This window comes from Thermodesulfobacteriota bacterium, assembly GCA_040754335.1.
Taxonomy (GTDB): Bacteria; Desulfobacterota_D; UBA1144; order Nemesobacterales; family UBA2774; genus 2-12-FULL-53-21.
The window spans coordinates 310,775-323,558 of the sequence record JBFMCV010000004.1; the positions used below are offsets into that span (position 1 = coordinate 310,775).

General features: G+C 54.4%; 13 protein-coding genes. 12 read left to right on the plus strand and 1 reads right to left on the minus strand.

The genetic code is table 11. The annotated features are described in order from the left end of the window. The first annotated feature begins 3 nt into the window (after positions 1–3). Together AB1598_10380 and AB1598_10385 are read left to right on the plus strand one after the other, a co-directional pair. Positions 4–2,256: a heavy metal translocating P-type ATPase gene (locus AB1598_10380; GenBank protein MEW6145411.1), complete on the plus strand. Its 2,253-nt coding sequence runs from the start codon at positions 4–6 to the stop codon at positions 2,254–2,256. 13 nt (positions 2,257–2,269) lie between these two features. Then, positions 2,270–2,644 (plus strand): cupredoxin domain-containing protein, encoded by a 375-nt coding sequence (locus AB1598_10385; GenBank protein MEW6145412.1) that lies wholly within the window; start codon positions 2,270–2,272, stop codon positions 2,642–2,644. Between the two features lie 157 nt (positions 2,645–2,801). On the opposite strand, the gene AB1598_10390 is transcribed toward AB1598_10385, so the two are convergent. Beyond that, complete coding sequence (locus AB1598_10390; protein ID MEW6145413.1) at positions 2,802–3,008, minus strand: cold-shock protein; 207 nt, start codon at positions 3,006–3,008, stop codon at positions 2,802–2,804. Between the two features lie 179 nt (positions 3,009–3,187). Here AB1598_10390 and tpx point away from each other — a divergent pair, with 179 nt between their 5' ends. From tpx to AB1598_10440, 10 genes are all read left to right on the plus strand, one after another. Continuing rightward, positions 3,188–3,706 carry a thiol peroxidase gene (gene tpx, locus AB1598_10395; GenBank protein ID MEW6145414.1) on the plus strand — a complete coding sequence of 173 codons (519 nt, stop codon included), beginning with the start codon at positions 3,188–3,190 and terminating at the stop codon, positions 3,704–3,706. 170 nt (positions 3,707–3,876) lie between these two features. Further along, the gene (locus AB1598_10400) at positions 3,877–4,407 is read left to right on the plus strand and encodes a metal-sulfur cluster assembly factor (protein ID MEW6145415.1); all 531 of its coding nucleotides are present in this window, start codon (positions 3,877–3,879) and stop codon (positions 4,405–4,407) included. 48 nt (positions 4,408–4,455) lie between these two features. Then, positions 4,456–5,196, plus strand: coding sequence for a dethiobiotin synthase (gene bioD / locus AB1598_10405; GenBank protein ID MEW6145416.1), 741 nt, complete (start codon positions 4,456–4,458; stop codon positions 5,194–5,196). A gap of 196 nt (positions 5,197–5,392) precedes the next feature. After that, on the plus strand, positions 5,393–5,968 hold the full coding sequence (locus AB1598_10410) for a cytochrome c3 family protein (GenBank protein MEW6145417.1): 576 nt from the start codon (positions 5,393–5,395) through the stop codon (positions 5,966–5,968). Positions 5,969–5,980: 12 nt separating this feature from the next. Beyond that, the gene (locus tag AB1598_10415; protein MEW6145418.1) at positions 5,981–8,917 is read left to right on the plus strand and encodes a molybdopterin-dependent oxidoreductase; all 2,937 of its coding nucleotides are present in this window, start codon (positions 5,981–5,983) and stop codon (positions 8,915–8,917) included. Continuing rightward, positions 8,917–10,254 (plus strand): NrfD/PsrC family molybdoenzyme membrane anchor subunit, encoded by a 1,338-nt coding sequence (nrfD, locus tag AB1598_10420; protein ID MEW6145419.1) that lies wholly within the window; start codon positions 8,917–8,919, stop codon positions 10,252–10,254. The genes AB1598_10415 and nrfD overlap by 1 nt, the downstream gene beginning before the upstream one ends. Then, on the plus strand, positions 10,247–10,756 hold the full coding sequence (locus AB1598_10425) for a DUF3341 domain-containing protein (protein ID MEW6145420.1): 510 nt from the start codon (positions 10,247–10,249) through the stop codon (positions 10,754–10,756). The genes nrfD and AB1598_10425 overlap by 8 nt, the downstream gene beginning before the upstream one ends. Positions 10,757–10,794: 38 nt before the next feature. Continuing rightward, complete coding sequence (locus tag AB1598_10430) at positions 10,795–11,352, plus strand: cytochrome c (protein MEW6145421.1); 558 nt, start codon at positions 10,795–10,797, stop codon at positions 11,350–11,352. A gap of 1 nt (position 11,353) precedes the next feature. Continuing rightward, positions 11,354–12,598 (plus strand): hypothetical protein, encoded by a 1,245-nt coding sequence (locus tag AB1598_10435; protein ID MEW6145422.1) that lies wholly within the window; start codon positions 11,354–11,356, stop codon positions 12,596–12,598. Continuing rightward, positions 12,598–12,741 carry a hypothetical protein gene (locus AB1598_10440; GenBank protein ID MEW6145423.1) on the plus strand — a complete coding sequence of 48 codons (144 nt, stop codon included), beginning with the start codon at positions 12,598–12,600 and terminating at the stop codon, positions 12,739–12,741. Before AB1598_10435 ends, AB1598_10440 begins: the two co-directional genes overlap by 1 nt. Positions 12,742–12,784 lie beyond the last annotated feature (43 nt).

Here is a 12,784-nt window from a genome sequence, read left to right on the forward strand (position 1 = left end):
GCAATGGAACATAAGACCGAAACATCCGGAAGCGAAGCGAAGACGACCCGCCGTCTCCACGTGACGGACATAAGCTGCGCGGGCTGCGTCGAAACCGTCGAGAAGACGCTCAGGTCCGTCCCCGGCGTGTCGGACGCGCAGGTAAACTTCGCGGAGAGGACTGCGACCGTAACGGGGAATGTGTCCCCGGACGTCCTGGTTACGGCCGTCGGAAAGGCGGGTTATACGGCCTCGCTTCTCGAAGACGAGGACGCTGAAGCGGAAAAGGAGAACGCCGAGCTCAGGCACTACAGGAAGCTTCTCCGCCAGACGACCGTCTCGGGTGTGATAAGCGTATTAATATTAGCGGTAAGCATGTTTCACCTCCTTCCTTCGCTCGATTCCGCCTCCGGGCGGATCTCGTGGGGTACGGTCTCACTTCTCACGCTTTTCGTCCTCGCATACGGAGGAGGCCGTTTTTTTACCGGCGCTTTGAAATCCTTCAGGAACCATAACGCGAACATGGACACGTTGATCGCCGTCGGCACCGGGGTCGCATGGGTCTATTCGACCTTCGTGGTGCTCTTTCCTGACTCCCTGGCCGAGGTCGCGAGACATCTCTACTTCGAGACTGCGGCGCTTATAATCGCATTCATAGATCTCGGCTCAGCGCTCGAGATGAGAGCGCGCGGCATGACCTCTCAGGCGATAAAGCGTCTCATGGGTCTTCGGCCGAGGACGGCGCGTGTAGTGAGAGGAGGCGAGGAGGTCGATATCCCGATCGGGCTCGTGATACCGGGCGACGTCGTGCGCGTCAGACCCGGTGAGAAGATACCCGTCGACGGAGAGGTCGTGGAGGGCTCGTCCCACGTCGACGAATCGATGCTCACGGGCGAGCCTATCCCGGTAGAAAAGAAGAAGGGGGACACGGTCGTCGGTGGGACTATAAATAAAACAGGGAGCTTCTTGTTCAGAGCCGATCGCGTCGGCAAAGACACCGCACTCGCCCGTATTATCGATATGGTGAGGAAGGCTCAGAATGCGAAGCCCGAGATAGGGAGGCTTGCCGACAAGGTCTCCGGCATCTTCGTCCCGACTGTGCTTATCATAGCCGTCGTTACGATGCTCGTGTGGTTTAACTTCGGCCCGTCCCCGCACATCACATATATTCTCGTAACGACTATGGCCGTGCTGATTATCGCGTGCCCCTGCGCATTGGGTCTCGCGACGCCGATATCGGTGATGGTCGGCGTTGGCAAGGCGGCCGAATACGGAGTTCTCATAAGGAAAGGGGACGCGCTCCAGCAGGCGGGGCAGCTCACAACGATCGTGCTCGACAAGACGGGGACTATAACCGAAGGCAAGCCCGTTGTGACGTCGGTCGAGCCCGTCCCCGGCGCTTTGAGCGGTGACGAGTTATTGGCGCTCGCGGCGGGGGTGGAGAGCGGCTCGGAGCATCCTCTCGCTCAAGCGGTCGTCGAAGCGGCCAGAGCGAAAAACATGGAGCTGAAAACGGTCGAATCGTTCGAGGCGGTGTCGGGACACGGCGTGAGGGCCGTTTATGACGGAAACACCGTTCTCGTGGGCAATAGGAAGCTCATGGACGAAAACGGGATCGATACAGGCCCGATGATCGAAGCCTGGGAACGTTTATCGAAGAAAGGGCAGACAGTCGTGTTTACGGCTCTCAACGGGACTCCGGCAGGGTTGTTAGGAATCTCCGACCCTGTTAAACCCGATTCGAAGGAGGCCGTTGCAAGGCTCCGCGGGCAGGGGATCAAGGTGATTATGCTTACGGGAGACAACAGTCTCACCGCAAGGTCCGTGGCCGAGCAGGTAGGGGTGGACGATTTCATCGCCGAGGTGCTTCCGGAGGATAAGGCCAGGGAAATTTCGCGGCTTCGGGAAAAGGGCGAGAAGGTTGGCATGGTGGGGGACGGCATCAACGATGCGCCCGCTCTGGCAGGTGCGGATGTCGGCTTCGCTATTGGGACCGGGACCGACGTCGCGATTGAGAGCGCCGATATAACTCTCATGAGGGGGTCGCTCCACGGAGTGGCGGACGCGGTGTCCATATCGAAGGCGACTGTAAGGAACATCAAGGAGAACCTGTTCGGGGCTTTTGCATACAATACACTGGCTATCCCGGTTGCGGCCGGGATACTGTTCCCGTTTACGGGTCTCCTCCTCAACCCGGTGATAGCGGGCGCCGCAATGGCGCTCTCTTCGGTTACTGTCGTGACGAACGCGAACAGGCTAAGGTGGTATAGACCGTGAGGACTGCGAAGAAATGAATATAATCGTCAACGTACTCGGACTCATTCTGGCCGCGTTCATCGTGTGGTGGTTCTGGATTTCAAAAAGGGGGACCGAGACGCGCGCCGGAGGGGATACGATCGGTATTGTCGTCGACGGCGGAGTATACACCCCAGCGGTTATCCGCGTGGCTGCGTGGAGACCCGTTACGCTCCGTTTTCTTCGGAAGGACTCGAGCCCGTGCGCGGAAAAGGTGATTTTCAGCGGCCTCGATCTAAGCGCCGACCTGCCGGTCGGGAAACCCTACGACCTGAGCTTTGTCCCAGAGAAGGCCGGTGAATACGATTTCACTTGCCAGATGGCGATGTACCGCGGCAGGCTTATTGTCGAAGAGAACACGAAACCCTGAAAGATACGGGCTTTTTCCAAGAACCGCTCCGTCCTGAAAAATACCTGACGCTCTTCTCATGCCCGGCCTTAACGCCAATCCGCAACGCGTATGTCAGGAAGCGCTGATTCTTGTATCATTGCCAAAAAAGAGAGCTCCCCGTGATACGGCACGGGACCTACTGGGAAATCTTGTTGACCTTGCTGGCTTGAAGTCCCTTGGGGCTTTCGACTACTTCGAACTCCACTTCATCACCTTCTGCCAGGGTTCTGAAGCCAGATCCTTCGATGGCACTGTAATGAACGAATACGTCTTTACCGTTGTCCTGCTCGATGAATCCGAAACCTTTGGACTCGTTGAACCATTTGACCTTACCTTTCAAAATAAATTCCTCCAAAAATAAGATTCATGCAAGAGTACATACTTTTATTTTTTAGTCAACAGGATTCGAATTATTTTTATTCCCGGCGAGGCCCATTTGACTTTAAAAAGTAATCTATGATAGCCTAAATCCGGCCGGCTGAACAAGACGGCGAATTGAAGAAACCGAGGAGGTAAAAGTAAATGGCTAAGGAAAGACCGAACGTGGTCAAGATGAAAGGCAACCCTGTGACTCTTCTGGGCAACGAGGTAAAGGTCGGGGACAAAGCGCCCGATTTCACGGCCCTTGCGGGTCTCGGGGCGCCTGTCGGGCTCGGCGACCTCAGGGACAAGGTAAAAGTGTTCAACGTCGTCGTTTCCGTTGATACACCTGTCTGCGACGTTCAGACGAAGAGGTTCAACAAAGAAGCGGCCGGCCTCGGGGACGATGTAGAGATCGTGACGTTGAGCATGGACCTCCCTTTCGCGCTAAAGCGTTACTGCGCGGCCGAGGGTATAGACAAGGTTAAGACATTGTCCGATTATCAGAATGCGTCTTTCGGGGAAGCCTACGGTGTGCTCATAAAGGAAAACAGGCTGCTCGCGAGGTCGATCTTCGTAGTGGACAAGGACGACAAGGTAAGGCATGCTGAGATCGTCGGAGAAATAACACAGGAGCCCGACTACGAAGCTGCGCTCAAAGCCGTAAGAGAATCTATTTGAATATCTACGTCGTAACATCGTAAACGCGAGGCCCTGGCCCCGCGCGGACACGGGAAGCCCGCGTATGGTCTGGGCGGGCAGGCTTGTCTTCCCGCTCTCGCGCCTTTAAAATCCCTGCCCCAATATGTATCCTTATAGGTGTAAGGCAATATCGTTATGGAGGCTCACCGATGGGGCTCGGTAAAATGATCTCGGGTCTTTTTAAAAAAGACAACGGGGAAGAATCTCAGGCGGGTATAAACCGCCACGATGAAAGTAGATCCGAAGGCATAGCCGACACAGTCGAGAATCCTGCGCACGCTGAAACCACCGGCCTTCACGTAGAGGCCGCGCATGACCACGCACCCCGCCCTCAGGCGGATGGAGGTGCGGAAAGAACTCCTTCACCGGATACCACTGTGGAGGTCACGGAGAATAAGATCCTCGAAGTCCTGAGCAACGTCTACGACCCCGAGATACCGATCGATATAGTGAATCTCGGGCTGATATACGGCATAGATATAGAAGGCGGGAACGTGCGCATAAGCATGACTATGACGGCCCCCGGATGTCCCGCTTCGACACAGATAGCAGGCGAGTCGAAGATTCTGGTCGAGGAGATACCCGGAGTGGAAAGCGTGGAGATAGAGCTCGTCTGGGACCCGCCCTGGGACCCGAGCAAGATGAGCGAGGAAGCTCAGCAGAGCCTGGGTATTTTCTAATCGTGATATCCGCCATCTTAATACATCCTGCAAGCGTGAATTGAACATATGCCCTCCCTTCCGAATGGAGTTTTCATAACTGGCACCGATACGGGCGTAGGCAAAACCGTAATCACTGCTGCTTTGGCATGGATATTGGTCCAAGCGGGCAAGCGTGTTGCTGTAATGAAACCCGTGCAGACGGGCACCGGGCTTCCGGGGATGACCGACATCGAGTTCGTGGAGAGCGTGCTTGACGCAAAGTTCGATCCGGATGATACTTGCATATACCGGTTTCGGGAGCCGCTCTCGCCGCTTGCCGCATCGAGGATCTCCGGGATAAAAATAGATACGGGAAAGATTAAACAGGTTTTTGAAAAGCTCCGCTCGGCGCACGACATCGTTATCGTCGAAGGGGCGGGGGGCCTCCTCGTACCCATAACGGAGGATTATCTGATGGCCGACCTCGCCCGAGACTTCGGAATCCCTCTCCTCATCGTCACGCGTCCCGATCTCGGCACGCTTAACCATACTGCACTCACGGTAGAGGCGGCGAGGCGCAGAGGAATCGATATTCTGGGGGTCGTCATTAACCGTTTCCCTCCTTCTCCCGGACCGGCCGAACGCACGAACCCCGGCTTCATTACCCTCATGACCGGAGTGCCGGTGATCGGGGTGTTTCCGTCCGACCCTTCCCTCTCCGTAGAGGAAGGCAGAGCGGGCGGGATTCTCGAGCTCGCAGTGTCCGCTTTTGCACCTTCCTTGGGCGGGACATTTGACCTCGAAGATTTTATCACGCGGCTCGTTTAGACCGTACTTTTTCTCCCCGAAAAATAGGAATATTGCGGGATCGCCTGTCTGCATATCTGTCCGCAGGGATTCGCATTTTAATGCTGCATTAAGGGAACTTGACAGATTTCCTCGGTATGATATACATACTAGGCGTTTTTTGAGTACTTTGTTTTAACTTTCCAAATGGACACACTCCAGAGCTAAGGTAAATAGGATGAGAAAACGGATTACATTGCTTTCAGTGCCTGTTCTGACACTGGTTATATTCCTGGGCTTGTATTTTTTCGATAACGCTGAAAGCAGCAGTAAAGGGCCCGTTCAGCCGGTCAGGTTCAGCCATAAAATCCACGCCGGCGCCGAAAACGATCAGATACCTTGTCAGTACTGCCACAGCTTTGTTGACGTATCCCCTAATCCCGGAATACCATCGGTTCAAAAATGCATGGGCTGCCATACCCATATAGCCGGCCGCGACGTCGAGTACGACTTCGACGGCACCACGATCAATATCCAGCAGGAGATAGCAAAGGTCAGGGAGTACTGGGCGAAGAAGGAACCCATACCCTGGAACAAGGTCAACACGATGCCCAATTACGTCCACTTCAACCATAAAAGGCATATAAAGCGCGGCTTCGAATGCGCCGCCTGCCACGGGGACGTTGCGAACATGAACCAGATTTATCAGGTAACCAGGCTCAACATGGGTTTCTGTATACAGTGTCATACGCAGAACGCCAGGGACCACGAGGAGCTCACTCACCTGAAAGACTGTCTCACGTGTCATTATTAATTGGAGGAGGAAATGTCTCAAGATAAAAAGGGCGGAATCAAGAGAAGGGATTTTCTGAAGATCATCGGAGTTGCCGGGGGAACGGCTGCCGTAACTGGCGCATGTTCCAACCCGGCCGAGCAGATCATCCCTTACGTCATACCGCCCGAAGGGATAATCCCCGGAGTCCCCAACTGGTATGCAAGCACATGCCGCGAGTGTCCGGCGGGGTGCGGCATAATCGTGAAGAACCGTGAGGGGAGGGCGATAAAGGTCGAGGGGAATCCGAAGAATCCGATAAACATGGGCGGGAGCTGCGCCGAGGGACAGGCCATGCTCCAGGGTCTTTACAACCCCGACCGCACGAGGTCTCCTCTCGTCAGGAACGACCTCGGGAGACTCGAGCCTCTTGGGTGGGACGAAGCCCAGAAGACTCTTGCCGAAAAGATAGAGGAAGTCAGAAAGAAGGGCGGCAGCGGAAGGATAGTATTCCTCTCCGATCATAACGAAGGTACGCTGGGGAACCTGATCGACGACTGGATGTCGGCGGTGGGAGGAAAACACCTCACGTACGAAGTTTACTCATACGAGCCGCTCAAAGAAGCGAACCGTATCGTGTTCGGAATTGATAAAATACCAACATATAATATCGATAAAACTAAGTACCTCCTCTCGTTCGGGGCTGATTTCCTGGAGACATGGCTGTCGCCGACCCTCTACTCGAGGCAGTTCAGCGAGATGCACGCTTATAAGGATAAATCCATGGGGAAGTTCGTCCACGTGGACCCGAGAGCGGGGCTTACAGGAGTGAACGCCGACGAATGGGTCTCGATAAAACCGGGCACTGAAGCGGTACTTGCGCTCGGCATAGCGAACGTCATAGTGAGCGAAGGCATGTCCGCAAACGGCGGAGGCGGTTTCGCCGGACTGCTCGGCGCATATTCGCCCGAGAAAGTTTCTTCGGTCACGGATGTCCCGGTCGATACTATCAAGGAGTTAGCGAAGGAATTCTCGTCCATGCAGCCGAGCCTCGCTATCGGCGGGGGAATCGCCAATACATCGACAAATGCAACCGAAACTCTGGTTGCGATAAATATCCTGAATTATGTCGCCGGCAACGTCGGCCAGACGATCGATTTCGGCAATACTCTCACTCTCTCAAAAGCGAGCTCTTTCAAGGAGATATCGTCCCTCGTCGAATCGATGTCAAACGGGGAGGTCGACGTCTTATTTATATATAATGTAAACCCCGTCTTCACGCTTCCGAAGGCTCTCGGTTTCGAGGACGCCCTCGGCAAGGTGCCTTACACGGTGAGCTTCTCGAGCTTCATGGACGAGACGACCGAGAAGGCTGATCTCATACTCCCCGATAACACGACGATCGAATCCTGGGGGGACTTCATCCCCGACGGCAGGGTCCACGGGCTAATTCAGCCGGTGATGAACCCTGTCTTCAACACGAAGAGCACCGGGGACGTGATACTCGCCGTAACCGCGCAGCTCGAAGGGTTGAAAGGCAGGTATACGCAGGTTTCATATTACGATTATCTCAGGGATTCATGGAAGCAGGTCTGGACGGGCGTCACGGGAGGCGGGGATTTCGAAGCCTTCTGGAACACTGCGCTCGAGAACGGCGGCATATACAGGGAAACGACGCCCGTGCAGGTATCCGCGCCGGGGAATGTTTCCGGCATAACTTTCTCAGAGCCCGAGTTCAAGGGCGACGGCGATTTTTACTTCATTGCTTACCCCTCCTACAAGTACTACGACGGCAGGGGTGCCAACAAGCCCTGGCTCCAGGAGCTGCCTGACGCCGTCACCACCGGGGTCTGGGATTCGTGGGTCGAGATGCACCCGGATACGGCCAAAAAACTCGGGGTCAAGCTCGGAGACTTCGTCAGGATAGAATCGCCTGACGGGACGATAGAGACACAGGCTTATGTTTATGAAGGTATAAGACCGGATACGCTCGCCGTTATGATCGGGCAGGGACATACGAGCTACGGCAGATACGCGAAAGACAGGGGCGTGAATCCGATTTCTATCCTGCCTGTTTCCACGGACAAAATTACAGGAGGCTTCGCGTGGCTTACTACGAAGGTAAAGGCCTCGGGTACGGGCAGGAGCGCACAGTTCGTACAGACTCAGTACACGACAACCCAGCATGACAGGGACGTTGCGCAGATGGTAACGCTCACCGAGCTCGAGCACGGCCTCCATCACGAGGCGCACGAGGAGCCCGATTTCTATCCGCCCGTGGAATATGCGAGATACCAGTGGGGCATGTCCATAGACCTCCAGAAGTGCACTGGGTGCGGCGCCTGTATCACCGCCTGCTACGCGGAGAACAATATACCGTTCGTCGGCAAGGAGCTCGTGGCGAAAAGACGCGATATGGCATGGCTAAGGATCGACAGGTTCTTCGAAAAATCGGACAACAAATCCGGGTTCGAGATAAGGTTCCTCCCGATGCTCTGCCAGCAGTGCAATAACGCTCCGTGCGAGCCCGTATGCCCGGTATTCGCGACTTACCATAACCCCGAAGGGTTAAACGGAATGATATATAACAGGTGCGTGGGGACGAGGTACTGCTCCAACAACTGCACCTACAGTGTGAGGAAATTCAACTGGTTCACCTACAAGCTCCCCGAGCCTCTCAACTGGCAATTCAACCCTGACGTCACAGTCAGGGACAAGGGCGTCATGGAGAAATGTACTTTCTGCATCCAGAGGATCAATTACGCAAAGGACCAGGCAAAGGACAAGGGAAGGGACGTGCTCGACGGAGAGTTCCAGGTCGCTTGCCAGCAGTCATGCGCATCGGGCGCGATTGAATTCGGGAACCTGAAAGACCCGGAGTCCAGGGTGTCGAAGCTTTCACACGATGAAAGGGGGTACAGGGTGCTCGATCAGCTCAACACGAAGCCGAATATTACGTATCTAAAAAAAGTGAAATGGGATAAGGCGTAATGAGTGAACATAATTCATTAACTTATGCGAAAGTCAACGAAGATGTAATACGGATGCTCGATAAGCCGACCGTCAAATGGCTTGCGCTTTTCCTGCCGGTTCTAGGGGTTGTAGGCTTCGGGCTTTTCTGCTTCATCTATCAGGTGTATACGGGTCTTGGGGTCGCGGGATACAGACACCCCGTGTTCTGGGGCGTTTACATTACGGACTTCGTTTTCTGGGTCGGTATCGCCCACTCCGGGACATTGATCTCGGCGATACTATATCTCTTCAGGGCGAGCTTCAGGGTGTCCATATACAGGATAGCGGAGGCGATGACGGTTTTCGCAGTTCTGACCGCCGGGCTCTTTCCCATCATACATCTGGGGCGTCCGTGGTTCTTCTACTGGCTCTTCCCTTACCCGAACCAGCGGGAATTATGGGTGAATTTCAAATCCCCGCTCCTGTGGGACGTGTTCGCCGTCAGCACATACCTTACGGTAAGCTCCGTATTCTTCTTTGTCGGAATGATCCCCGACATAGCCGCGATAAGGGACAAGGTAAAAGAGGTTCCCCGCAAGATCGCATACACGATCCTCTCGCTCGGGTGGAAGGGGTCCAACTGGGAATGGCTCCATTATTCGAGAGCCTATCTCTATTTCGCCGCGTTCGCCACGCCACTGGTCCTCTCGGTGCACAGCGTCGTATCCTGGGACTTCGCCATGGCCGACCTGCCCGGGTGGCACACTACGATCTTCGCCCCCTATTTCGTGGCCGGAGCTATATTCTCGGGGCTCGGCATGGTCATAACGCTCACGATTCCGATAAGAAAGATCTTCGCGCTCGAGGATTACATAACGCTCGACAATTACGACGGCATGGCGAAGATGATAATACTGACCTCGCTGATCGTGGGGTATGCGTACGGCACGGAGTTCTTCATGGCCTGGTACAGCGGAAGCCCTGCAGAGTGGGGACAGTTCTATTACAGGGCCACGGGCGATTATGCGCTCTTTTACTGGATAATGGTCGTTTGCAACGTGCTGATACCGATCCCGCTATGGTTCAAGAGCGTGAGGAGAAATATAAAGGCTCTGTTCATTATATCGATCTTCATAAACATAGGCATGTGGTTTGAAAGGTTCAATATCATAGTGATCTCGCTCTCCCAGGGTTTCGAGCCGGGCGCGTGGGGAATATATAAAGTCTCCTGGGTCGAAATGGGTATTACGGCGGGCAGCTTCGCCTGGTTCTTCATGTTCTTCCTCCTTTTTATAAAGACGCTGCCGGCTATTTCTATCGCGGAGTTAAAGGAAATTTTGCCTGTACCGAAAAAGGAGGCAAAACACCATGGATAAGCAGGGTGTACTGGGGATATTCTCTTACGTCGATCTCACGGTCAAGGCAGTAAAAAAACTAAAAGACGAGGGGTTCAGGAACCTCCGCGTTTTTTCTCCGGTGCCAAATCATGAGATAGAAGACGCAGTCGGGGAGCCCGAAAGCATAGTGCGCTTTTTCACCCTCTTCGGCGCAATGCTGGGCACTGCTTGCGGCGTCGGTTTCACGGTCCTTACATCGTCCGACTGGCCGATCCCCGTAAGCGCGAAGCCGGTCGTATCGATACCTCCATATATAGTGATAATGTTCGAGCTCACGATTCTGATCGGCTCGCTATCGACGCTCCTCGGGCTTCTCATCAATTCCCGTCTCAGACGGAACGCCCCGAGGACCATGTACGATCCGAGATTCACGGACGATAAGTTCGGCGTGATGGTGACGTGCGGCAAGGACAAGATTAAGAAGGTCGAAGAAATACTAAATTCCCAGGGGGCCGAAGAAGTAAAGTTCGACGGCGTTTAATCAGCCGCGGCTTCTCAGGAGGTACTACGGGATTGTCAGTGAAGAATATGAAATATTATGCGGCGTTAATGATCTTATTGAGCTTCGTAGGAGCTACGGGAGCCGGCGCATTTCCGTGGAATTTCGATATGTGGCTTCAGCCCTCGATACAGCCCTATGAAGAGCCGATCGCTTACCCCGAGCTCTCGGTCTCGACTACGGGTCTCAGGCTCGAACCGCTTCCGAGAGAGCGGTACGAGAGCATGACGGTGAATCCCGTGCCCGCAACGGCGGAGTCGCTCAAGCACGGTGAGCAGCTCTTCAATACTTACTGTTTCGTCTGCCACGGCAAAGAGGGCAAGGGGGACGGGCCCGTAATAAAGCGGGGGTTCTATCCGATGAACCTCACGAACCCTGCCGTTATCGCCAGGACCAACGGTTACATATACGCCTACATCAGATACGGCGGGAAGGTCATGATGCCAAGCTACCGCGAGAGCATAACCTCGGAAGGCGCATGGGACGTCGTGAATTATGTAAGGAAGCTGCAGGGAAATCCGAATACAGAACCGGCTAAACCCCAGAACGGGAATACAGCAGAGGAGACCGCTCAGTAATATGGATCAGCATATAAGAGATGAAATACTCGCTAAAAGATCGGGCATACCGACTCTGGGCATATACATATTTCTAGTCATAGCCGTGGTCGGTTTCGGTACGTTCGTATCCCAGATTTTAGGCTCTGATCCCGGGAGCGCGTGGGAGATATTCCTGATCAATTTCCTCTTCTGGACCGGCATAGCTCAGGCGGGCGTTGTGTTTTCGTGCATACTGCGAATCACGAACGCCAGGTGGGCGAGGCCGCTTCTGCGCGTTAGCGAGGGCCTGGGTTCGTTCCTTCCCATATCGCTCATACTCCTCCTCGTCGTTTTCGCCGGCAGGGATTACATCCTCCCGTACGCCACGGAGCATTACCACCACCCGAAGGACGTATGGCTCAATATGACTTTCGTCTTCAGCCGTGACGTCATAGGTTTCATAGTGCTGCTCGTTCTAACCTTGTGCTACCTGTATTATTCCCTGAGACAGGACCTGGGCGGCGTGAGCCAGAAGCTCGACGGGCTTGCCGGCTGGATATCGTCCGGATGGAAGGGCGAGGAAGAGAGGAAAGGCGTCTGGATAAAGATAGGCAAATTCGCCCCGGCTGTGATTATCCTGTACGCGCTTGTGTTCAGCCTGTTCGCCTGGGACTTTATGATGTCGCTCGACCCTCACTGGTTCAGCACCCTTTTCGGCCCGTTCTATTTTATGGGGAGCTTCGTCGCCGCAATCGGGACTACTATAATCTTTTCGATATTACTAAGGAGAAGGCTCGGGCTCGAGGACTATCTGAACGACAAGCAATATCACGACATCGGCAAGCTGCTCCAGGGTTTTTCGCTCTTCTGGGTCTACCTGTTTTTCTCTCAGTTCCTTCCGATATGGTACGCGAACATGCCCGAGGAGACTGCTTTCGTTATCAAGAGGGTGAAGGAAGAGCCTTTCAGGTCGCTATCGTGGGCGGTGCTGACATGCTGCTTCATATTCCCTTTTGTTTCCCTCCTCCCGAGAACGAACAAGGTAGTGAAGCCTATAGTCGTGTTCATCGCGTCTGTTTCGTTGACCGGGTTCTGGCTCGAAAAGTATGTGCTCGTGATACCTTCGCTTTCCAATACAATAAATATAAGCTTAATGCAGATACTCATAACGCTCGGGTTCCTCGGGGCATTCGTTATGACGTTCCTGATCTTTATGAGGGCGTTTCCGTCAATACCGGTGGGTGACCCGTTCTTCGGCGGGAAATCCGGTTCGGGAGGACATTAATGGACGAAAGAAGACTGGATATGATTTGTCAGGTGGCCGTAGCGGCCCTTTGTCTCGGTGTTGCGGGGTTCATATCGCTCATCGCGACCGTGGCCCTCTTCGGTCCCCATATTGCACCCCTGATGAACAAGCTCCCCTGGTGAGCGGGAACGGAGCGGAATCTCCGGAGCGCAAGGGCTTTACGGA

Bases quoted from the DNA above. Each gene is read 5' to 3' on its own strand.
- AB1598_10380 (MEW6145411.1), top strand. From the start codon at position 4: ATGGAACATAAGACCGAAACATCCGGAAGCGAAGCGAAGACGACCCGC.
- AB1598_10385 (MEW6145412.1), top strand. From the start codon at position 2,270: ATGAATATAATCGTCAACGTACTCGGACTCATTCTGGCCGCGTTCATC.
- tpx (MEW6145414.1), top strand. From the start codon at position 3,188: ATGGCTAAGGAAAGACCGAACGTGGTCAAGATGAAAGGCAACCCTGTG.
- AB1598_10400 (MEW6145415.1), top strand. From the start codon at position 3,877: ATGGGGCTCGGTAAAATGATCTCGGGTCTTTTTAAAAAAGACAACGGG.
- bioD (MEW6145416.1), top strand. From the start codon at position 4,456: ATGCCCTCCCTTCCGAATGGAGTTTTCATAACTGGCACCGATACGGGC.
- AB1598_10410 (MEW6145417.1), top strand. From the start codon at position 5,393: ATGAGAAAACGGATTACATTGCTTTCAGTGCCTGTTCTGACACTGGTT.
- AB1598_10415 (MEW6145418.1), top strand. From the start codon at position 5,981: ATGTCTCAAGATAAAAAGGGCGGAATCAAGAGAAGGGATTTTCTGAAG.
- nrfD (MEW6145419.1), top strand. From the start codon at position 8,917: ATGAGTGAACATAATTCATTAACTTATGCGAAAGTCAACGAAGATGTA.
- AB1598_10425 (MEW6145420.1), top strand. From the start codon at position 10,247: ATGGATAAGCAGGGTGTACTGGGGATATTCTCTTACGTCGATCTCACG.
- AB1598_10435 (MEW6145422.1), top strand. From the start codon at position 11,354: ATGGATCAGCATATAAGAGATGAAATACTCGCTAAAAGATCGGGCATA.
- AB1598_10440 (MEW6145423.1), top strand. From the start codon at position 12,598: ATGGACGAAAGAAGACTGGATATGATTTGTCAGGTGGCCGTAGCGGCC.